Below are 20,294 nucleotides of genomic sequence, written 5' to 3'. Positions count from 1 at the left end.
CTTCGGCAGCTCCTACGCGTTGGCGGCAGCCTTTGATCGTGGCACGATGTCGAGGTTATCGACCGAGACCCCCGACCATGCCGCAATCCCAAGCCAAGAATCTGTCCCTGATCGCCGCAATCGACCTGGGCTCCAACAGCTTTCACATGGTCGTGGCCAAGGCCCAGAACGGCGAAATCCGTATTCTCGAGCGTCTCGGGGAGAAGGTTCAGCTGGCCGCCGGCATCGACGACGAGCGCCATCTCAACGAAGAATCCATGCAGCGCGGGCTCGACTGCCTCAAACGCTTCGCCCAACTGATCAGCGGTATGCCCACGGGCGCCGTGCGCATCGTCGGCACAAACGCCTTGCGTGAAGCCCGCAACCGCGCCGAATTCATCCGTCGCGCCGAAGAAATTCTCGGCCACCCGGTGGAAGTCATTTCCGGCCGTGAAGAAGCGCGCCTGATCTATCTCGGCGTGTCCCACACCCTCGCCGACACCCCGGGCAAGCGCCTGGTGGCCGACATCGGTGGCGGCAGTACCGAATTCATCATTGGCCAGCGCTTCGAACCGCTGCTGCGCGAAAGCCTGCAGATGGGCTGTGTCAGCTACACCCAGCGCTATTTCAAGGACGGCAAGATCACCCCGGCCCGTTACGCCCAGGCGTACACGGCGGCGCGGCTGGAGATCATGAGCATCGAGCACGCCCTGCACCGCCTGACCTGGGATGAGGCCATCGGCTCCTCGGGCACCATCCGCGCCATCGGTCTGGCACTGAAGGCCGGCGGCCACGGCACCGGCGAGGTCAACGCCGAAGGCCTGGCCTGGCTCAAGCGCAAACTGATCAAGCTGGGCGACGTCGAGAAAATCGATTTCGAAGGTATCAAGCCGGATCGCCGGGCGATCTTCCCGGCGGGCCTGGCGATTCTCGAAGCGATCTTCGATTCCCTCGAACTGCAACGCATGGATCACTGCGAAGGCGCCCTGCGCGAAGGCGTGCTCTATGACCTGTTGGGCCGCCATCATCACGAGGACGTGCGCGAACGCACCCTCACCTCGCTGATGGAGCGCTACCACGTCGATCAGGAACAGGCGGCACGGGTCGAGCGCAAGGCGCTGCACGCGTTTGACCAGGTAGCCGAAGACTGGGATCTGGAAGACGGCGTCTGGCGCGAACTGCTCGGCTGGGCGGCCAAGGTCCATGAAGTGGGCCTGGACATCGCTCACTACCAGTACCACAAGCACGGCGCCTACCTGATCGAGCACTCGGACCTCGCCGGGTTCTCCCGCGAAGACCAGTTGATGCTCGCGCTGCTGGTACGCGGCCACCGGCGCAACATTCCCAAGGACAAGTTCGCCGATTTCGGCGACGACGGCATCAAGCTGATTCGCCTGTGCGTGCTACTACGCTTTGCGATTCTGTTCCACCACATCCGCGGCACCCAGCAAATGCCCCAGGTGGAGCTGAACGCCCATGGCAATCACCTGGAAGTGGTGTTCCCGGAGAACTGGCTGGACGAAAACCAGCTGACCCAGGCCGACTTTGAAATTGAAGCGCAATGGCTGACCCGGGTCGACATCGTGTTGACCGCCCGCTAAGCCACCGCTCCCCTGTAGGAGCTGCCGAAGGCTGCGATCTTTTGATCTTGATCTTTTAAAAGCCAAGTCAAAAGATCGCAGCCTTCGGCAGCTCCTACAGGGGATGGGTCGGCGCAAATGAAAATGGCGATCCCTGGGGATCGCCATTTTTCTTGCCTCAGCGGACCGTGAGAATCGGACTGCCCAAACGCTCCAGCAATGTCGCCTGGGCGCTGCGCGGGTTCTGGTTGCCGGTCGGTGTGTTACGGATGTAACGACCGTCCGGCTGCAGGCTCCAGCTGTGGGTGTTATCGGTCAGATACAGCTCCAGCTCTTTCTTGACCCGCATGATCAGCTTCTTGCCTTCCACCGGGAAGCAAGTCTCGACGCGCTTGTCGAGGTTGCGCTCCATCCAGTCGGCACTGGACAGGAACATCTGCTCATCGCCGCCGTTGAGGAAGTAGAAGACCCGGGTGTGCTCCAGGAAACGACCGATGATCGAACGCACATGGATGTTGTGGGAGACCCCGGCGATGCCCGGCCGCAGGCAGCACATGCCACGCACCACCAGATCGATGCGCACGCCTGACTGGCTGGCCTTGTACAGCGCGCGGATGATCTTCGGATCGGTCAGCGAGTTGAACTTGGCGATGATGTGCGCCGGTTTGCCGTCGAGGGCGAACTGGGTTTCCCGGGCAATCATGTCCAGCATGCCCTTTTTCAGGGTGAACGGCGCATGCAGCAGCTTCTTCATGCGCAGCGTCTTACCCATTCCGATCAACTGGCTGAACAGTTTGCCGACGTCTTCGCACAAGGCGTCGTCGGAGGTCAGCAGGCTGTAGTCGGTGTACAGGCGGGCGTTGCCCGCGTGGTAGTTGCCCGTGCCGAGGTGCGCATAACGCACGATCTCGCCCGCTTCGCGACGCAGGATCAGCATCATCTTGGCGTGGGTCTTGAAGCCGACTACGCCGTAGATCACCACCGCACCGGCCGCTTGCAGGCGGCTGGCCAGTTGCAGGTTGGATTCTTCGTCGAACCGCGCACGCAATTCGATCACCGCCGTGACTTCCTTGCCGTTACGCGCCGCATCCACCAGTGCATCGACGATTTCCGAGTTCGCGCCGGAGCGGTACAGGGTCTGGCGCACCGCCAGCACGTGCGGGTCCTTGGCGGCCTGGCGCAGCAGGTCGACCACCGGGGTGAACGACTCGAACGGGTGCAGCAGCAGGATGTCCTGCTTGCTGATCACACTGAAAATGTTCTCGCTGTTCTGCAGCAGTTTCGGGATCTGCGGGGTGAACGGCAGGTATTGCAGCTCGCGCTGGCTGTCCAGGCCGGTGATGCTGAACAGCCGCGTCAGGTTCACCGGACCGTTGACCTGGTACAACTCGGTCTCGCTCAGGTTGAACTGCTTGAGCAGGTAGTCGGACAGGTGTTTCGGGCAAGTGTCGGCCACTTCCAGGCGCACTGCATCACCGTAGCGACGGGAGAACAGCTCGCCGCGCAAGGCGCGGGCCAGGTCTTCGACGTCTTCGGAGTCCAGCGCGAGGTCGGCGTTGCGGGTCAGGCGGAACTGGTAGCACCCCTTGACCTTCATGCCCTGGAACAGGTCATCGGCGTGAGCGTGGATCATCGACGACAGGAATACATAGTTGTCGCCGGCGCCGCCGACTTCTTCCGGCACCTTGATGATGCGCGGCAGCAGGCGTGGCGCCGGGATGATCGCCAGACCGGAGTCGCGACCGAAGGCGTCGATACCTTCGAGCTCGACGATGAAGTTCAGGCTCTTGTTCACCAGCAAGGGGAACGGGTGCGTAGGGTCGAGGCCGATGGGGGTGATGATCGGTGCGATCTCGTCGCGGAAATAGCGGCGCACCCAGGTCTTGAGCTTGGTCGTCCAATTGCGGCGACGGATGAAGCGGACCTGATGTTTCTCCAGCTCCGGCAACAGAATGTCGTTGAGGATCGCGTACTGACGGTCGACGTGACCGTGTACCAGTTCGCTGATGCGCGCCAGCGCCTGATGCGGTTGCAGACCATCGGCGCCCGCCTGTTCACGGGCGAAGGTGATCTGCTTCTTCAGGCCGGCAACGCGAATTTCGAAGAACTCGTCCAGGTTGCTGGAGAAGATCAGCAGAAACTTCAGCCGTTCCAGCAACGGGTAGGACTCGTCCAGCGCCTGCTCCAGCACGCGGATGTTGAACTGCAGTTGCGACAGTTCGCGGTGAATGTACAGGCTGCTGTCATCGAGACCGGGAATGGCCACCGCCGGCGCTGTCGCAGTAGGTTCGACGACCGCCGCGGGCGGAGCTGGCTCCAGCTCCGGCGGGGTCTCGTCGACTTGCTCCACCACCGGTTGAGCGTCTTTTACGGCAACTTCAGTGAGTACTTCGGTATTCATCGAATGTTCCTGGGAGGGCTATTTTTGCTCTCGTAACAATTGAGCGGCACGAACGGCAAAGTACGTCAGGATGCCATCGGCGCCTGCACGTTTGAAAGCGGTCAGCGACTCGAGGATAACCCCTTCGCTCAACCAGCCATTCTGGATCGCCGCCATGTGCATGGCGTATTCGCCGCTGACTTGATAGACAAACGTCGGCACTTTGAATTCTTCTTTGACCCGGTACAGGATGTCGAGGTACGGCATGCCTGGCTTGACCATGACCATATCCGCACCTTCTGACAAGTCCGCCGCGACTTCGTGCAGGGCTTCGTTGCTGTTGGCCGGGTCCATCTGATAGGAGGCCTTGTTGGCCTTGCCCAGGTTCAGCGCCGAACCGACCGCATCGCGGAACGGGCCGTAATAGGCACTGGCGTACTTGGCCGAGTAGGCCATGATCCGCACATTGACGTGACCGGCGACTTCAAGGGCTTCGCGAATCGCCTGGATGCGACCGTCCATCATGTCCGATGGCGCCACGACCTGAGCGCCGGCCTCGGCGTGGGACAGGGCTTGCCTGACCAGTGCATCGACGGTGATGTCGTTCTGCACGTAGCCTTCTTCATCAAGAATGCCGTCCTGGCCGTGGGTGGTGAACGGATCCAGGGCCACGTCGGTGATCACGCCCAGCTCAGGGAATTGCGCACGCAGCGCACGGGTGGCGCGCTGGGCGATGCCCTCCGGGTTCCAGGCCTCCTCAGCATCCAGAGACTTGAGTTCCGAAGGCGTCACCGGGAACAGCGCCAGCGCCGGAATCCCCAGTTCGACCCACTTGGCCGCCTCTTCCAGCAACAGGTCGATGGTCAGGCGTTCGACGCCCGGCATCGAAGCCACCGCTTCGCGACGGTTTTCACCGTCCAGAACGAACACCGGCAGGATCAGGTCATCGACGGTCAGGACGTTTTCACGGACCAGTCGACGCGAGAAGTCGTCACGACGGTTGCGGCGCAGGCGGGTTGCGGGGAACAGACGGTTGGCGGGGGTAAAGCTCACGGCAGACTCCTGAGCCCGCGCAGACGGGCGAGCGTGACAGTTATAAGTGCCCATTATGACGAACGTATGACAGTTATGCGCACCCTGCGACGTGTAGCCGCATTCCATTGTCGTTGTAGGAAATGTTCACGTCGAGACACATTTGGACACTTTCCTGAATGTGCCCGAAGGGTTAGGCTGCGCGTTCATTTCGCCAGCACCCAGACAATGCTCCAACAATTTCTGCATGACTTCGGCTACTTTGCCCTTTTTCTAGGCACGTTCTTCGAAGGCGAAACCATCCTGGTACTCGCGGGCTTCCTCGCGTTCCGTGGATACATGGACATCAACCTGGTGGTGGTCGTGGCCTTCTTCGGCAGCTATGCCGGCGACCAACTGTGGTATTTCCTGGGGCGCAAGCACGGTCGAAAACTGCTGGCACGCAAGCCGCGCTGGCAGATGATGGGCGACCGGGCGCTGGAGCACATTCGCAAGCATCCGGACATCTGGGTACTGAGCTTCCGCTTCGTTTACGGTTTGCGTACGGTCATGCCGGTGGCCATCGGGCTGTCGGGCTATCCGCCGGGTCGTTACCTGCTGCTCAACGGCATTGGCGCGGCGATCTGGGCCGCCGCCCTGGCGGCGGCCGCTTACCATTTCGGCGCAGTGCTCGAAGGCATGCTCGGCAGTGTGAAGAAGTACGAACTTTGGGTGCTCGGCGCCCTGCTGGTCCTGGGCCTCGTACTGTGGCTGCGCCGGCGCTTCAAGAATGCCCGCCTGGCCAAGCAGGTCTATGCCGACGAGCAGGCCCTGAAAGCTGCGCGGTCCAATACCGAAGGCCCTACGACGCCAACCGAGTGATGCGGTTTCTGCAACAGTAGAGGCCGATGCCGCTCAACAGGCTGTAACTGAGCAGGCCGACCCAGCCCACGGCGCTGGCCGGCCACAGCCCCACCATCGGGGCCAGCCATGCCAATGGCAGATTCGACGCCAGCCGCACCAGCTCCAGCTTCAACGCCCACGGGCGATTCTCCAGGGCCACGCCCAGCACAAACAGACCGAATACCACCGCCCCCCAGCCCAACACCAGGGCGGCGACTGGCAGCTTCGGTTCGAGATTCATCAAGTAGCTACCCAGTGCGATATAGACGCAGAATTGCAACAGGACGTAGCGCTGCTGACGCCCGTCCAGCGGCACCTCGAATTTGCGGAACTGGCTCAGGTCCGGCTTGTTCATCGGGTATCTGGCCGCCACGTCCGCCGGGCGCCAGCCCGTGCGCATGAACCAGATCCGCAGCTTGTCCCAGGTGCTTTCGGCCCGCCGTGCATCGGCCCACAACTGCGCGTAGAACTGCACGTTCGCCCACACGGGATTCCAGCTCGCCAGCGGCGTGGTCACGCCGAAGATCACCGGCTCGTTGTCGTCTTCTTCCTGGAACGAGCCGAACAGACGGTCCCAAATAATGAACACGCCGCCGTAGTTGCGATCCATGTAGAGAGCGTTCTGTGCATGGTGAGCCCGATGATTGGATGGCGTGACAAAAAACCATTCGAACCAGCCAAGCTTGGGAATGTGCCGCGTATGCACCCAGAACTGATACAGCAGGTTCAGCGCCGCGACACTGACGAACACCAGCAGCGGCACGCCAAACACCGCCATTGGCAGATAGAAGATCCAGCCCAGGAGGAATCCGGTACTGGTCTGGCGCAACGCCGTGGACAGGTTGTAGTCCTCGCTCTGGTGATGCACCGAATGCGCGGCCCAGAGAATGTTGCGCTCGTGGCCCAGGCGATGCAGCCAGTAGTAGCAGAAATCGTAGAAGACGAAGGCAAACACCCAGGTCCAGACGCTATCGGCCGACAATTCGAACAGCGCCAGATGCTGGAAGGCGAACGCGTAGGTCACCACTCCAATGCCTTTGGTCAGCAGTCCCGTGGTGGTCGACAGCACGCCGGTGCTGATGCTGTTGATCGCGTCAGCCACCCGATAGTTGCTCACCCCGCGCCTGCGGTCGGCCAGCAGCTCGAGGGCGATCAGCACAAAGAAGAACGGCACCGCGTACAGAATGAAGTCCATGACGCGCCCTGATCGGAATCCTGAGGACAAATGCTATGTGTAACCGCGAATTAACCCTATGGCAACGAGTGACAAATTAGTGGACATTTAACGCCATGAATCTGGAGAAAAGCCCATGAGCAAAAAAGTTGCAGTGATCCTTTCCGGTTGTGGCGTGTACGACGGCGCCGAGCTCCACGAGAGCGTCATCACCCTGCTGCGCCTGGATCAACGCGGAGCGCAGGTGCAGTGCTTCGCACCGAACATCGCGCAGTTGCATGTAATCAATCACCTGACCGGCGAAGAAATGCCCGAATCGCGCAACGTGCTGGTCGAGTCGGCGCGGATTGCCCGGGGCAACGTCCAGGACATCCGTGACGCGAACGTCGATGACTTCGACGCGTTGATCGTGCCCGGCGGCTTCGGCTCAGCCAAGAACCTGTCCAACTTCGCCATTGAAGGTGCAGGCTGCACCGTTCAACCAGATGTCCTGGCACTGACCGAAGCCTTTGCCGAGGCCGGCAAGCCGGTGGGGTTGATGTGCATTTCCCCTGCCCTGGCGGCCAAGATCTACGGTCCCGGCGTCACCTGCACCATTGGCAATGACACCGACACCGCTGCCGCGATGAACAAGATGGGCGCGACCCATACCGATTGCGCGGTCAGTGACATCGTCGAAGACAAGGCACGCAAACTGGTGAGCACCCCGGCCTACATGCTGGCGCAATCGATCAGTGAAGTGGCGTCGGGGATCAACAAGCTGGTAGACCGGGTGCTGGAACTGACCCACGAAAACGACGCGTAAAAAAAGATCAAAAGATCGCAGCCTGCGGCAGCTCCTACAGCTGCACACCGCCCCCCTTGTAGGAGCTGCCGCAGGCTGCGATCTTTTCAGGCCTTGCGGGATAACCTGGTCAAAATCCGGTCCAGCGCATTGGCAAACGCCTGCTTCTCACGCTCGCCAAACGGCGCTGGCCCACCCCCCATCTGCCCCTGTTCGCGCAAATCGGTAAACAGGTTGCGCACCGCCAACCGCTCCCCCATGTTCTGCGCATCAAATTCCTTGCCCCGTGGGTCGAGCGCTGCCACGCCCTTCTTCACCAGACGATCGGCCAGCGGCACATCGCTACAGATCACCAGTTCACCGGGCACCGCGTGCTCCACCAGGTAATCGTCCGCCGCATCCGGGCCGCTCGGCACCACAATCAGCTTGACCAGCGCCAGCCCCGGCTTGGTCTGCGGCTGCCCGGCCACCAGCACCACTTCGAACTGGCGCTTGAGGGCGAACTTCACCACCAGATCTTTGGCCGCCCGCGGACAGGCATCAGCATCGATCCATACACGCATGTTTTTATCCCTTCTGAAAAAGCATCGCGAGCAGGCTCGCTCCCACAAGGTTAACCCTAATCCTGTGGGAGCGAGCCTGCTCGCGAAATGAGCGCAGCGAATGCTTTTTAGGAGGCCTGCACCCGCTGCTTCTCAACCACCCGGCTACGACCATACAACACGACAATCGCAATGATCGCCACGGCCTGAGCACTCAGCGAGTAGGCATCGGCGTGGATCCCCAGCCAGTCAAAGTCAAAGAACGGCACCGGCCGCGTGCCGAAAATCCCGGCTTCCTGCAGCGCTTTCACGCCATGCCCGGCAAACACCACCGACAAGGCGCACAGCAGACCCGCATTGATGCTGAAGAACAGCGCCAGCGGCAACTTCGCCGAACCGCGCAAAATCACCCAGGCCAGGCCGACCAGCAGCACCATCGCCGTGGCCCCACCGGCCAATACGGCGTTGTGCCCTGCGGGACCGGCCTGCAGCCACAGGGTTTCGTAGAACAGAATCACTTCGAACAGTTCGCGATACACCGAGAAAAACGCCAGGGTCGCAAAGCCGAAACGCCCACCGCCACCCACCAGGCTGGTCTTGATGTAATCCTGCCAGGCCGCCGCGTGACGACGGTCATGCATCCACACGCCCAGCCACAGCACCATGACACTGGCAAACAACGCCGTCGCACCTTCCAGCAGCTCGCGCTGCGAACCGCTGACATCGATCACATAAGCTGCCAGCGCCCAGGTGCCCAACCCGGCCAGAAATGCCAGCCCCCAACCGACGTTGACGCTGCGCACCGCCGCCTGTTGGCCCGTGTTGCGCAGGAAGGCCAGGATCGCCGCCAGCACCAGGATCGCTTCCAGACCTTCGCGCAGCAGAATCAGCAAGCCGGAAATGTAACTCAGCGACCAGCTCAAACCGTCGTTGCCCAACAAGCCGGCCGATGCCTTCAACTTGTCCTTGGCCACGTCCAGGCGTTGCTCGACCTCGCTCACCGGCAAGCCGTCCTGCAACGACTGACGGTAGGCCATCAGGGATTTTTCCGTGTCTTTACGCACGTTGGCGTCAATGTTATCCAGCGAGCTCTCGACCAGCTCGAAGCCTTCCAGATACGCCGCTACCGATAAGTCATACGCCTGATCATGCTCACCGGCACGATACGCCGCGATGCTCTTGTCCAGGGTGGCCGCCGTGTAGTCAAGCAGTTGCGCCGGGCCACGCTTGACCTGCGGCGGTTGCGCCCGCTGGGCACGGAAGGTCGCGGCGGCTTGCGGGCCTTCAACGGCCTGTACTTCGGCCGGGGTCTGGCGAGCGAGGTCGGCAATGTTGTAGGTCTTTTCAGACTTGGCCGTCGCCGGGTCAACACTGAAGCCGGCGATATAGGTGGCCAGGTCCCAACGCTGACGATCATCCAGCTGGTCGGCGAAGGCCGGCATGTCAGTGCCTTCAATGCCTTGGCCAAGGGTGCTGTAGATCGCGTAGAGGCTCAGGCGGTCCAGCCGTGAGGCATCACGCAGATCGGTCGGCGCTGGCGTCATGCCGACACCTGCCGGGCCGTCGCCGGCCCCTGAGTCGCCATGGCAGACCGAGCATTGCTGAGCGAACAGCGGCGCGCCCCGTACCGGGTCCGGTGTAATGACCGGGGCCTGGCTGACTTCATAGGCCACGGCCAGCTTCGCACCCAGTTGCCGGGCCTGGCGCGCGACGTCGGCACCATCCTGATGGGCGCCGATGGAATTTCCCATCGCGGCCAGGCTTTGCTCCAGCGCGGCTTTTTCCGGCTTGGCCGGCATGGCTGCAATCAGACTTCCCAGGGTCCTGACCGACTCTTGCTGCGCGCGAAATCCGGACGGGTCCGTGATGCTGCCCGCCTGCACCGTGTCCGGGTAATCCGCGCCGATGAAATCGAGCAAGTGCAGCGCCTGCGGCGCACCTTCGGCGGGAGCGGCCAGTAGCTGAAAACTGCACGCAGCCAAAAGCGGCAGCAACAGCCAGGCCAGGAAACGGGAGGGGGCAATCATGAATGAATCTCAATTGGAAATACGAAGTTACATATTGTTAACGCCTGACGGGTTTCGCTCAAGCTTTGTTGATACTTCTTCGTAATTGCATCGGTTTCGGGAACGGCTCCCCCAAACGAAAAAGGCGACCACCAGGGCCGCCTTTTTTTGTCAGTCGCCGTTTTACACGGCGGCCCTGCGCAACGTCGCCATAAACGCCGCCGCCCCGATGAACAGCCCGGCAAAGGTCCGGTTCATGCGCTTTTGCTGTTTCGGTGTGCGCAACAGACGCAGCACTTTGGACGCCAGACCGGTGTAGCCGGCCATGACGATCAGGTCGACGCAGACCATGGTCACACCGATCACCAGGTACTGGATCAGCAGCGGAGCATGGGGATCGATGAACTGCGGCAGCACCGCCAGCATGAAAACCAGCGCCTTGGGGTTGCTGATGTTCACCAGAAAACCACGGAACACCAAGGCCATCGGCTTGCCGATCTGGCGCACCGCCGCGTCATCGCTCATGTCGCTGGGCAGCGCACGCCATTGCTTGATCGCGAGGTAGACCAGGTATGCCACGCCAAACCATTTGATGGCGTAGAAGGCCGTGGCCGAAGCCGTGAGAATGGCGCCGACACCGGCACCGACGATGGCGATCTGCAAAGCCAGGCCCAGTTGCAGGCCCAGGGCGTTCCAGTAGCCGCGCCAGAAGCCGTATTGCAGGCCGCTGGACATCGACGCAATGGCGCCGGCACCGGGGGACAGGCTGATCACCCAGCAGGCGGCAAAAAAAGCCAGCCATGTTTGAAGCTCCATTGCACACCTCGACTCGGACTCGTGACAGATGTCTAAGCTAATGCGGCTTTGGGTTGGTGACTACCGATTTTTTGCAGGACGGCCAAAAGCAAAAGATCGCAGCCTTCGGCAGCTCCTACATTGAAATGCGATTCCCTGTAGGAGCTGCCGAAGGCTGCGATCTTTTTCGCAAGCCTGCTTACTTTTCGAACCCGCTCGAAGGGAACACATCTGTCCCGCGCCAACGCCGTACCGAACGCTGGAAGAACAGGCTGTTGGGCACCTGCACCATGGCGCTGCCAGTACCAAGCTCTTCGGCCTCGAGCAACGTGGTGTAAAGAAGATTGATCGCCACCACCCGGCCTTTGACACCGGGCTTGTCGGTGGTGTCCACCAACTCGACCACGTCACCTATGCGGAACGGGCCGACGGTAAAGATCAGGATCGCGCACAGCAGGTTCGAGAGCACGCTCCACATGGCGAAAAACGCCACCGCCGCGACCGCGACGAAGCCGGACAACGCGGTCCAGAGCACCGTGGCCGATACACCGAGTCGCTCCAGCACGAAAATCAGCGCGCTGCCCATGATCAGCCAGCGCAAACCGCCCCGCAGCGGCATCATCAATTGCGGCGGAAACGGGTAACGCTCACCGAGGCGGGTCAGGCCTTTGGCGACGAAGCGCTGGGTGAAATAGCCGGCGAGCAGGATCAGCAGGATTTGCACGCCGAGCCAGATCGGCTCGACCCACACCGCCGGCAACGGCAGTTTGAAGGCGTCCATCAGGACAGCGCCTCCAGCTCCGCCTGCATGCTTTCCAGCAATTCCAAGGCTTCCATCCACGCCTCTTCCAGCTCCGCTTCACGCACTTTCAGCCTGGCCTGCTCGGCCAGCAGGTCACGCAATTCGTTCTTGCGCGCCGGCTCGTAGATGTCGCTGTCGCCGAGGCTGGTATCGACCTTCGCCAGTTTTTCGTGGAGCTTGCCCAGTTCGGCTTCGAGCTTGTCAGCCTCACGCTTGTGCGGGGCCAGTTGCTGACGCAACGCCGCTGCGGCCTGACGCTGGGCTTTTTTGTCGGTCTTGTCCGGATTGACCGGGGTGCTGCTGACCGGGGCATTGCGCTGGCGATACTCCACCAGCCAGCGGGTGTAGTCCTCCAGGTCGCCGTCGAACTCCTCGACCTTGCCGTCCGCCACCAGATAGAAATTGTCGGTGGTGCTTTTGAGCAAATGACGATCGTGAGAGACCACCAGTACCGCACCACTGAACTCCTGCAGGGCCATGGTCAGCGCCAGGCGCATTTCCAGGTCCAGGTGGTTGGTCGGTTCGTCGAGCAGCAACAGGTTCGGCCGGTCCCAGGCAATCAATGCCAGGGCCAGGCGCGCCTTTTCACCACCGGAAAAATTCAGCACCGGCTCGTCGATCCGCGCGCCACGGAAGTCGAAACCGCCGAGGAAATCGCGCAGGGTCTGTTCGCGCTCGGTCGGTGCCAGGCGCTGCAAGTGCAGCAACGGGCTGGCCTTGGCATCCAGAGAGTCGAGCTGATGCTGGGCGAAGTAACCGACCACGGTGTTCTCGCCACGGGTCAGGCGACCGGCCAATGGCGAGAGCTCACCGGCAAGGTTCTTGATCAGGGTCGATTTACCGGCACCGTTAGGGCCGAGCAGACCGATTCGCGCTCCTGGGGTCAGTTGCAGCTTGACCTTCTCCAGCACGGTTTTGTCGCCGTAACCCAGGCGGGCATCGGACAGGTCGATCAGCGGGCTGGAAATTTTCTGCGATTCACGGAAGACAAAGTCGAACGGCGAATCGACGTGGGCAGCGGTCAGCTCTTCCATCCGCTCCAGGGCCTTGATCCGGCTCTGGGCCTGACGGGCCTTGGTGGCCTGGGCCTTGAAGCGGGCGATGTAGCTTTCCATGTGCGCACGTTGCACCTGCTGCTTCTCGTAGGCTTGCTGTTGCTGGGCCAGACGTTCGGCACGGGCGCGCTCGAAGGCGCTGTAGCCACCGCGGTACAGGGTGATCTTGCGCTGATCGACGTGGGCCACGTGGTCAACCACGGCATCGAGGAAGTCCCGATCGTGGGAGATCAGCATCAGGGTGCCCGGATAGCTCTTGAGCCACTCCTCAAGCCAGATGATGGCGTCGAGGTCCAGGTGGTTGGTCGGTTCGTCGAGCAGCAGCAGGTCCGACGGGCACATCAAGGCCTGTGCCAGGTTCAGACGCATCCGCCAGCCACCGGAGAAATCCCCGACCTGACGATCCATCTGCTCGTTGGTGAACCCAAGACCGGCCAGCAACTTGCGCGCCCGGGCGTCGGCGGTGTAACCGTCGGCGCTGTCGAGTTCCGAATGCAGGCGGGCCTGTGCGGCACCGTCATGGGCCGCTTCGGCTGCCGCCAGGTCGCGTTGCACCTGGCGCAGGCGCAGGTCGCCATCGAGCACGTAGTCGACCGCCAGGCGTTCGAGGGTGTCGACCTCCTGGCGCATGTGGGCGATACGCCAGTCGGCCGGCAGGAAGCAATCACCCGAGTCCGGGTGCAGCTCGCCCCGAAGCAAGGCGAACAGGCTCGATTTGCCGGCGCCGTTGGCACCGATGAGGCCGGCTTTCTGGCCGGCGTGCAGGGTCAGCTCGGCGTCTTCTAGCAGACGTTGCGGGCCACGCTGTAAAGTCAGGTTCTGAAGTCGAATCATAATGGCGGCGGAGTCTACCAGCTTCGCTCGCAACTGGCGCGAGTAGCACTATGTCCTCTGACCTGTGGAGCTTTTCCCTGACCACTTACGCCCGTCCCGGTGTTGAGCAGGCATGCCTGCAATTGCAGTCGGCGGGGGTCAATGTGTGTCTGTTGCTGTGTGGTGCGTGGCTGGGACACCGAGGCGTGGCCTGCGATGAGCAGCGCTTGCAGCAACTGCGCAGTGTGGCCGCCTCGTGGGACATCGATGTCGTGCGGCCGTTGCGCACCTTGCGCACACAGTGGAAAGCCGCGGCCACGCAAGACGCCGACTTGCATACCTTGCGTGAACAAGTGAAGGCACTCGAGCTGGAAGCCGAACGACATCTGTTGTTGCGGCTGGAGAGAGCGGCGCAGAGTTGGCCGCAAAGTGCCGAGACCGATCTGGCGGCCTGGCTGGAAGGTGCGGCGGCCGAGGCCGCCCACCTGCACCGCGACGCGCTGCATCAGCTGCGCGTCGCGGTAACCGGCACTTAGGAAGCGCTGGTTGGGGTGGTTGCTGCGATCGATGCAGCGGCCGGCGTTGGCGCTGGCGTGGCTGTCGAGGTGGCTGCTGCCAAAGCAGACGTTGCCGCCGGAGCCGGGTTGGCTGGCTTGGCAACTGGTGCAGTGGCTGGTTTGGCAACCGGTGCGGTGGCCGGCTTGGCGGCAACCGGCTTCTTCACTGCAGGTTTGGCTGCGGGTTTTGCAGCAGGTTTTGCAGCAGCCGGTTTGGCGGCAACTGGCTTGGCAGCGGCTGGCTTGGCTGCTGGTTTAGCTGCAGCTGGTTTTGCGGCTGGTTTAGCAGCAGGTTTGGCAGCCGCTTTTACAGCAGGTTTTGCCGCTGGCTTGGCTGCTGGTTTAGCGGCCGGTTTTGCAGCGACAGGTTTTGCAGCCGGCTTGGCAGCAGGTTTCGCAGCTGGTTTCGCAGCAGCGGTGCGGGCAGCTGGTTTAGCGGCCGGTTTTGCAGCTGTTTTTGCAGCCGGTTTAGCAGCAGCGGTTTTAGCCACGGCTGGTTTGGCAGCCGCGGTTTTTGCAGCAGCAGGACGTGCAGCGGCAGGTTTGGCAGCCGTGGTTTTAGCAGCCGGTTTTGCGGCGCTGGCAGCGGCCGGTTTTCTCGCTGCAGGTTTTGCAGCAGGTTTGGCTGCGGCGGTTTTAGCTACCGGTTTGGCAGCGGCCGGTTTTGCAGCAGCAGGCTTGGCCGGTGCTTTTGCAGCAGCCGGTTTGGCAGCGGCTTTCTTCGCAGGTGCCGCAGCAGGCTTGGCCGCGCGCAGGGACAACACCTTGCCGACAGCCTCTTGTACACGACCGACGCCCTGGGCCAGTTTCAGGCTTTCCTGAGCATCGCGCTTGAGTTGCAGAATGTAGCCGCGGGTTTCCGATTGACGATCCTTGAGGGCATCGAGCAGCTCCTCAAGATCGGTCACTGCGCCCTTGGCCTTGGCTTGCGCCTTGGCTTTTCCGGCCGCCGCAGCGTCCTGCAATTTGGTGCGGGACTTGTGCAGTTTTTCTTGCGCTTTTCCGCGCTGCTTTTCCAGTTTGGCGAGCAGTTTTTCAGCATCAGCCAAGGCTTCGGAACAAGCGGTTTCCAGATGCTCGAGCAGGCTGCCCGAGAGTTGTTGGAGCAGGTGCAATGGAGTGTTTACTGGCTTCTTGGTGGCCGACATGGTTTACCTCCTGGCTGAAGTGAGTGCGGCTCATACTAGACCTCTGCAGCAACCGCCGCTAGGGCATGTTGACACTATCGAAAGCGTTGTGTTGCAAAGGACTGAAAAACTTCTGCGTCGGCGTGAAAGCAGTTCACCGTTGCGCGCATTCTCACTGGCATAATCGCCCGCAATTCAGGTCGGAGAGTGCCCATGTCGCGCTACCTTTTTTTATCGCTGTGCGTGTTTTTTTCGGTCGCCCAGGCCGCCGAAACAACACCGGAAAATGAAGCCCACGATCTCGCTTACAGCCTGGGCGCGAGCCTTGGCGAACGCTTGCGCCAGGAGGCTCCCGACCTGCAACTCCAGGCACTGGTCGAGGGATTGCAACAAGCCTATCAGGGCAAGCCGCTGGCGCTGAAAGACGAGCAGATCCAGCAGATATTGACCGAGCATGAAGCGCGGATTGCCATGCAGTCAGCCGAGCCGCAAAGTGAATTGGCACTGGAAAAGGAACAGCGTTTTCTCGCTGCCGAGAAAGCCAGGCCCGGCGTGCGCGAACTGGCTGACGGCGTGCTGCTGACCGAGTTGACGCCGGGCGCTGGCGCCAAGGCAGGACCCAATGGCAAGGTGCAGGTGCTGTACATCGGTCGCTTGCCCGACGGCACGGTGTTCGATCAGAACAGTCAGCCTCAGTGGTTCAGTCTCGACAGCGTGATCGCCGGATGGCGCAGCGCATTGCAAAACATGCCGGTCGGGGCGAAATGGCGACTGGTGATTCCATCGGCCCAAGCCTATGGCGCCGAGGGTGCCGGTGACGTGATCGCACCGTTCACACCACTGGTGTTTGAAGTCGAATTGCGCGGTGCCACCGGCTGACGACACAAACGAAAAACGGCGTGCCTTGGCACGCCGTTTCCAGATCTTGCGGAAAGCGCTTCAGGCCTGAACCGAATCGGCTTCCTTGTGGGCTGTATGCAGCACTTCGATCAGGCAATCTTCCAGCTCGAAGCGTTCATGCAGCAGGCCACCCAGTTCCTTGAATTTCTCGGCGACGCATTTGCCTTCATCGCACAGGTCATTGAACGCGAGCAGCTTCTCGGTGATGACGTCGATGCGCGGGTAGATCGTCTCGGCGAGCTCCAGGCCACGCGTGTCGTTGAAGGCCTTGGCCTCCCCCGTCAGCTGCTCGTAGATCTCGAAATGCCCGGCCGATACATAATCGACCAGCACGCCGCAGAACTCCTGCAAAGGCTTGCGGTTCTCACCCAACGCCTCAGGCTTTGCGCCAAGAGCGTCATAGGCCCCGATCAGTTCGTGTCGTTCCTGCAACCAGCGATCGATCAGCAGGTGCACTCCACCCCAGCGTTCCTGAGCATTCTGACAACTTTCGAGCATGGTGATCTCTCTTCCCTTGTGGGTCAGCTGCTCTATGCCCGTTCGCCTCTTGTAACATCGGTGGGCGGTCAGGCAGAGCGTCATCGAGCAACATAATTCCAATGACACGTGCGGGCCAGATTATGCCCGCACGACACTGGCTTCAAGGTACGCAGGCGATAAAGTTCATACAAGTGTTTAATCGCCGGCAAAGGCCCGGTGCGACGACTCGTCGCTGAGCGGTCGCTGATAGCTGATCCAGACCAGTCGCAGCGACTGGTAAACGGCCAGAATCATCATCGCGACGAAGAACAGCAGGCTCCACTCCGTGAGACTCAGGTCGAACAGCGTCCAGGAAATTTCCACACAATCGACAGCGCCCTTGAACACTTGCTGCAGGACGGATAGCCACGGAGAACCGGCGAGCAGATCCGCCAGATGGGTCGAACACGCCGCTGCCTGGTCCATCGGAAGACTTTGCAGCAGAACCTGCCGCCACGCCGTGACAGTGCCGGCCAGACTGCAACCAAGACTGAGCAGCCAATACAGAACGGTTCCGATGCGACCTGGACCATGGACCGAAGCCATCAGGCAGGCACCGGTCAGGAGCGCCAGACAAAACCGCTGCACCAGACACAAGCCGCAAGGCCGCAGGCCGACCGCATATTCCAGGTAGTAGGAAACGCCCAACGCCAGGGCACCCGCAATGAAAGCCATGAAAAACAAGGAACGTGAGCAGGCCAAAGACATGGCTTATCCGTAAAAGTAGTGACAGACCATTACGGTAGAGGAAAGCGCGGCGGCCTTTCAAGGCAAGCGCCCACGGAGACTTCAGCAGAAGTGTAGGGAAATCCCGACGCAGACGAGAGGATAAAAAGTAGTCCTCTGTAGGACTTTGCCTGCGACGAGAATGGGTAACCGAGTTTCAGCGAATCATCTCACTGCGACGAGGACGATTGCTTCCTCGCCGCAGTTCATCACACAGACGCCGGAGCCTGGCGCCAGCGAATGGGTCAAGCGCGGACTGCCACTGGCAGAGGGGCCGCAAGCAAGCGTTCATCCAGCAATCCCAGGCCTTCCTGAAACAGCTGGTTGCTGCGCTCGGTATCGCCCATTTGCGCCAGCAGCCGCGCCAGCTCCGCACAGGCTTCCGGATTGCGCTGTACACGCAGGCTGCTTTCCAGATAGTCCCGGGCCTTGCCCCACAAACTGTTTTGCAGGCACAGCCGACCGAGTGTCAGCAGCAGGCCCGGATCGGCTGGATGGTCCTTGAGCCAGCCTTCAGCGGCCTGCAACTGGCGGGCCGGATCATTGCCGCGCACCAGCCCGTAGAGACGAGCCAGATGACTGTCGTAGCTGCGCTTGAGCGCGCTGCGCAGGACTTCCTCTGCTTCAACCTGAGCCCCCAATTGCCGCAGTTGCTCGGCATAGGCGAGCACCAGCTGCGGCTCCTGGCGTTGCGCCGAGGTCAGTTGCTGCCAGGCACGTTCGAGCGCTTGCTGTCCCACCGCTCCGTCTTCTTCCCGTTGCGCCGCCAGAGACAGGTTCGCCCCCCAGGCTCGACGCTCCAGCTCGGCGAGTTCGGCCGCTGGCAAGATTTTGTCCTTGCGCAATTCCGGCAGCAGGCGAATCACTGCCGACCAGTCACCACGCTGTTGAAGCAGGCGCTGCAACTGACGCAGGGTCTGCGCGTTATGAGGATGGCGTTCACGCATGGCTTGCAGGGTGGCGAGCGCGCCGTCGGTATCACCGCGGTCGGTCTGCAACTGGGCGTGGTTCAAGGCGATCGCCAACTCGGCCTGAGGCTGACGCTCCAGGGCGCGCTCCAGCAAGTTGTCGCTTTCTTCGTAATTGCCTTGTTCGTTTGCGGCACGGGCCGCACCGAGGTAGTAAAGCAACGGCTGGCGCTCGGCTTCGGCAGCCCGATGCAAGTGACGTTGCGCGCTGGCCCAGCGCCCCTCGGCCAGGTCCAGTTGACCGTGCTCGATCGCCACCTGCACCCGACGGCTGCGATTACGCCGGGACCACGGGTTGACCACCCCGCTGGAAGCCATCACCAGTTCGACCAGCGCCTTGATACCCCAGATCACCAGCCACAGCACAACCACCAGTGCCAAAGTAGCCCACAGGCTCGACTCATAGCGGAAGGTCTTGTAGGCAATCAGCACGTAACCGGAATGTTCGGCAATCGCCAGCCCCAGCACAGCGGCAGCGGCGATCACCAGGAACACGATCACATAGAGGCGCTTCATGGCGTGGCCTCCGGCGCGGTGTTCGCGGCAGGCCTGGCCATTGGCTTGACCGAATCTTCGGCGTTGACGTTGCGCCGCTCCAGGTACCCCTGCACCGCGCTCAGGGTGCCGGTCATGTCTGGGGTGACTACGGTGACAGGTTGCCTGCTCAGCTCGGCTACCTGCTCAAGCATGACTTTGCTTTGCGAGTTGTCCGGGTTGAAGTTGCCCTTGAGGATGTCCCGCGCTTCGTCCAGCACTTGGGAGTACACCGCAGCCTGACCATTGAGTGCGGCCCACTGTGCCTGCTCCAGCGCCAGGCTCAGGGCCAGGCGCACCTGACTCAGGCTCTGGCCGGCCAGCAATGGGCGAACGTTTTTATCGGCATTGAAATCGATACGGATGTAGCGCGAAATCTGATCCCACCATTGCGCCCAGCGACTGGCACCGTCGCCATCGGCGGTCAGGCCCAGCAGCGAATCGCCACGGTCCTTGTACTCCGGCGCCAGCTCGGTGAGGCTGGCCACTTGATCGCGCAGCGCGCCCAGACGCAGAAAGAGCCCGGTGCGGTCCGGTTGTTCGGTACTGCGCAAGGCAATGAGGGTCTTGGCCACCTGCTCGCGCGCGGCAAAGGAGCCCGGATCATTCTGCTCACGCAGTATCTCGTCGGCACCCTGGACCAATGCCTGGGCGCTGCTGATGTCCTGCAAGGCAGACAGTCGCAGACTGGCCAGACGCAGCAAGTGCTCGGCCTCGGCCAGACGCCAGTCCTTGCGACTGGCGCCGAGTACGGTTTCCAGACGCTGGTTCAAACGCTGCTGATCACCTTGCAGCTGGATCACCAGGCGACTGCGTGCTTCCAGCTCATCGGCAGGTGGCAATTGTGCCAGACGTGCACTCAGGCGCTCTTCATTGAGCTTGAGGTTCTGCGCCTGGTCATTCAGCGCCTGCACCTGGCTCAGTTGCTGCTGATTGTTGGCCTGCAGGTGACGCACCTGCCAGACACCCCAACCGCCCACCGCGACACCGGCCGCGCCCAGCAGCAGCGCGAGGATGGCCAGACCATTGCCTCGACGCTGCTCGGCAGCAGGTGGCGGCGGCATTTCATCAACAGGAGCATCAACAGGTACATCAAGCACCGGTCGCGAGTCATCTTTAGGCAAGGCTGTTTCGCTCAC

18 protein-coding genes are annotated in these 20,294 nt (G+C 61.6%); 5 read left to right on the top strand and 13 right to left on the bottom strand.

Annotated elements, in window-relative coordinates:
* Positions 1–77 precede the first annotated feature (77 nt).
* Positions 78–1,580 carry an exopolyphosphatase gene (gene ppx, locus AC3WJW_RS07865; RefSeq protein ID WP_429394999.1) on the top strand — a complete coding sequence of 501 codons (1,503 nt, stop codon included), beginning with the start codon at positions 78–80 and terminating at the stop codon, positions 1,578–1,580.
* 157 nt (positions 1,581–1,737) lie between these two features.
* On the opposite strand, the gene ppk1 is transcribed toward ppx, so the two are convergent.
* Together ppk1 and hemB are read right to left on the bottom strand one after the other, a co-directional pair.
* Positions 1,738–3,960 (bottom strand): polyphosphate kinase 1, encoded by a 2,223-nt coding sequence (gene ppk1 / locus AC3WJW_RS07860; protein WP_493725651.1) that lies wholly within the window; start codon positions 3,958–3,960, stop codon positions 1,738–1,740.
* A gap of 18 nt (positions 3,961–3,978) precedes the next feature.
* A complete protein-coding gene (hemB, locus tag AC3WJW_RS07855; RefSeq protein ID WP_493725650.1) occupies positions 3,979–4,992 on the bottom strand; it encodes a porphobilinogen synthase in 1,014 nt (337 codons plus the stop codon).
* Positions 4,993–5,199: 207 nt separating this feature from the next.
* Here hemB and AC3WJW_RS07850 point away from each other — a divergent pair, with 207 nt between their 5' ends.
* Complete coding sequence (locus AC3WJW_RS07850; RefSeq protein ID WP_015097318.1) at positions 5,200–5,832, top strand: DedA family protein; 633 nt, start codon at positions 5,200–5,202, stop codon at positions 5,830–5,832.
* On the opposite strand, the gene AC3WJW_RS07845 is transcribed toward AC3WJW_RS07850, so the two are convergent.
* Positions 5,813–7,048, bottom strand: coding sequence for a sterol desaturase family protein (locus AC3WJW_RS07845; protein ID WP_493725649.1), 1,236 nt, complete (start codon positions 7,046–7,048; stop codon positions 5,813–5,815). The two genes, AC3WJW_RS07850 and AC3WJW_RS07845, sit on opposite strands and share 20 nt — an antisense overlap.
* Before the next feature lie 115 nt (positions 7,049–7,163).
* On the opposite strand from AC3WJW_RS07845, the gene elbB reads away from it, so the two are divergent.
* Positions 7,164–7,832, top strand: a complete 669-nt coding sequence (gene elbB / locus AC3WJW_RS07840) for an isoprenoid biosynthesis glyoxalase ElbB (RefSeq protein WP_429394991.1) — start codon at positions 7,164–7,166, stop codon at positions 7,830–7,832.
* 86 nt (positions 7,833–7,918) lie between these two features.
* Here elbB and AC3WJW_RS07835 read toward each other — a convergent pair whose 3' ends face one another.
* The 5 genes from AC3WJW_RS07835 to AC3WJW_RS07815 all read right to left on the bottom strand — a co-directional run bounded on the left by AC3WJW_RS07835 (position 7,919) and on the right by AC3WJW_RS07815 (position 13,845).
* A complete protein-coding gene (locus tag AC3WJW_RS07835) occupies positions 7,919–8,374 on the bottom strand; it encodes a YaiI/YqxD family protein (protein ID WP_116579716.1) in 456 nt (151 codons plus the stop codon).
* Positions 8,375–8,481: 107 nt separating this feature from the next.
* The gene (locus tag AC3WJW_RS07830; protein WP_493725648.1) at positions 8,482–10,380 is read right to left on the bottom strand and encodes an FTR1 family protein; all 1,899 of its coding nucleotides are present in this window, start codon (positions 10,378–10,380) and stop codon (positions 8,482–8,484) included.
* Between the two features lie 162 nt (positions 10,381–10,542).
* Positions 10,543–11,175 (bottom strand): homoserine/homoserine lactone efflux protein, encoded by a 633-nt coding sequence (rhtB, locus tag AC3WJW_RS07825; RefSeq protein WP_007998964.1) that lies wholly within the window; start codon positions 11,173–11,175, stop codon positions 10,543–10,545.
* Between the two features lie 178 nt (positions 11,176–11,353).
* Positions 11,354–11,935, bottom strand: a complete 582-nt coding sequence (locus AC3WJW_RS07820) for a mechanosensitive ion channel family protein (protein WP_095964299.1) — start codon at positions 11,933–11,935, stop codon at positions 11,354–11,356.
* On the bottom strand, positions 11,935–13,845 hold the full coding sequence (locus AC3WJW_RS07815; RefSeq protein WP_493725647.1) for an ATP-binding cassette domain-containing protein: 1,911 nt from the start codon (positions 13,843–13,845) through the stop codon (positions 11,935–11,937). The genes AC3WJW_RS07820 and AC3WJW_RS07815 overlap by 1 nt, the downstream gene beginning before the upstream one ends.
* A gap of 50 nt (positions 13,846–13,895) precedes the next feature.
* Here AC3WJW_RS07815 and AC3WJW_RS07810 point away from each other — a divergent pair, with 50 nt between their 5' ends.
* Positions 13,896–14,360 (top strand): TIGR02444 family protein, encoded by a 465-nt coding sequence (locus AC3WJW_RS07810; protein ID WP_493725646.1) that lies wholly within the window; start codon positions 13,896–13,898, stop codon positions 14,358–14,360.
* Here AC3WJW_RS07810 and AC3WJW_RS07805 read toward each other — a convergent pair.
* Positions 14,357–15,529 (bottom strand): AlgP family protein, encoded by a 1,173-nt coding sequence (locus tag AC3WJW_RS07805; RefSeq protein WP_493725645.1) that lies wholly within the window; start codon positions 15,527–15,529, stop codon positions 14,357–14,359. The two genes, AC3WJW_RS07810 and AC3WJW_RS07805, sit on opposite strands and share 4 nt — an antisense overlap.
* Positions 15,530–15,721: 192 nt before the next feature.
* On the opposite strand from AC3WJW_RS07805, the gene AC3WJW_RS07800 reads away from it, so the two are divergent.
* Positions 15,722–16,387 (top strand): FKBP-type peptidyl-prolyl cis-trans isomerase, encoded by a 666-nt coding sequence (locus AC3WJW_RS07800; protein WP_493725644.1) that lies wholly within the window; start codon positions 15,722–15,724, stop codon positions 16,385–16,387.
* A 60-nt stretch (positions 16,388–16,447) separates the two neighbouring features.
* On the opposite strand, the gene AC3WJW_RS07795 is transcribed toward AC3WJW_RS07800, so the two are convergent.
* The 4 genes from AC3WJW_RS07795 to AC3WJW_RS07780 form a co-directional block, all read right to left on the bottom strand.
* Positions 16,448–16,906 (bottom strand): Rsd/AlgQ family anti-sigma factor, encoded by a 459-nt coding sequence (locus AC3WJW_RS07795; protein ID WP_015097328.1) that lies wholly within the window; start codon positions 16,904–16,906, stop codon positions 16,448–16,450.
* A 177-nt stretch (positions 16,907–17,083) separates the two neighbouring features.
* Positions 17,084–17,635, bottom strand: coding sequence for a disulfide bond formation protein B (locus AC3WJW_RS07790; RefSeq protein ID WP_493725643.1), 552 nt, complete (start codon positions 17,633–17,635; stop codon positions 17,084–17,086).
* Between the two features lie 263 nt (positions 17,636–17,898).
* A complete protein-coding gene (locus tag AC3WJW_RS07785; RefSeq protein WP_493725642.1) occupies positions 17,899–19,137 on the bottom strand; it encodes a heme biosynthesis HemY N-terminal domain-containing protein in 1,239 nt (412 codons plus the stop codon).
* Complete coding sequence (locus AC3WJW_RS07780; RefSeq protein WP_493725641.1) at positions 19,134–20,294, bottom strand: uroporphyrinogen-III C-methyltransferase; 1,161 nt, start codon at positions 20,292–20,294, stop codon at positions 19,134–19,136. Before AC3WJW_RS07780 ends, AC3WJW_RS07785 begins: the two co-directional genes overlap by 4 nt.

The sequence above is a fragment of the Pseudomonas sp. GW821-FHT07G06 genome, from assembly GCF_058986625.1.
This window is presented reverse-complemented; position numbering and strand designations above follow the sequence as displayed.

Bases quoted from the DNA above. Each gene is read 5' to 3' on its own strand.
- AC3WJW_RS07830 (WP_493725648.1), bottom strand. From the start codon at position 10,380: ATGATTGCCCCCTCCCGTTTCCTGGCCTGGCTGTTGCTGCCGCTTTTG.
- ppk1 (WP_493725651.1), bottom strand. From the start codon at position 3,960: ATGAATACCGAAGTACTCACTGAAGTTGCCGTAAAAGACGCTCAACCG.
- AC3WJW_RS07845 (WP_493725649.1), bottom strand. From the start codon at position 7,048: ATGGACTTCATTCTGTACGCGGTGCCGTTCTTCTTTGTGCTGATCGCC.
- AC3WJW_RS07850 (WP_015097318.1), top strand. From the start codon at position 5,200: ATGCTCCAACAATTTCTGCATGACTTCGGCTACTTTGCCCTTTTTCTA.
- AC3WJW_RS07810 (WP_493725646.1), top strand. From the start codon at position 13,896: ATGTCCTCTGACCTGTGGAGCTTTTCCCTGACCACTTACGCCCGTCCC.
- AC3WJW_RS07805 (WP_493725645.1), bottom strand. From the start codon at position 15,529: ATGTCGGCCACCAAGAAGCCAGTAAACACTCCATTGCACCTGCTCCAA.
- AC3WJW_RS07790 (WP_493725643.1), bottom strand. From the start codon at position 17,635: ATGTCTTTGGCCTGCTCACGTTCCTTGTTTTTCATGGCTTTCATTGCG.
- AC3WJW_RS07795 (WP_015097328.1), bottom strand. From the start codon at position 16,906: ATGCTCGAAAGTTGTCAGAATGCTCAGGAACGCTGGGGTGGAGTGCAC.
- AC3WJW_RS07820 (WP_095964299.1), bottom strand. From the start codon at position 11,935: ATGGACGCCTTCAAACTGCCGTTGCCGGCGGTGTGGGTCGAGCCGATC.
- ppx (WP_429394999.1), top strand. From the start codon at position 78: ATGCCGCAATCCCAAGCCAAGAATCTGTCCCTGATCGCCGCAATCGAC.
- AC3WJW_RS07800 (WP_493725644.1), top strand. From the start codon at position 15,722: ATGTCGCGCTACCTTTTTTTATCGCTGTGCGTGTTTTTTTCGGTCGCC.
- AC3WJW_RS07835 (WP_116579716.1), bottom strand. From the start codon at position 8,374: ATGCGTGTATGGATCGATGCTGATGCCTGTCCGCGGGCGGCCAAAGAT.
- elbB (WP_429394991.1), top strand. From the start codon at position 7,164: ATGAGCAAAAAAGTTGCAGTGATCCTTTCCGGTTGTGGCGTGTACGAC.
- AC3WJW_RS07785 (WP_493725642.1), bottom strand. From the start codon at position 19,137: ATGAAGCGCCTCTATGTGATCGTGTTCCTGGTGATCGCCGCTGCCGCT.
- rhtB (WP_007998964.1), bottom strand. From the start codon at position 11,175: ATGGAGCTTCAAACATGGCTGGCTTTTTTTGCCGCCTGCTGGGTGATC.
- AC3WJW_RS07815 (WP_493725647.1), bottom strand. From the start codon at position 13,845: ATGATTCGACTTCAGAACCTGACTTTACAGCGTGGCCCGCAACGTCTG.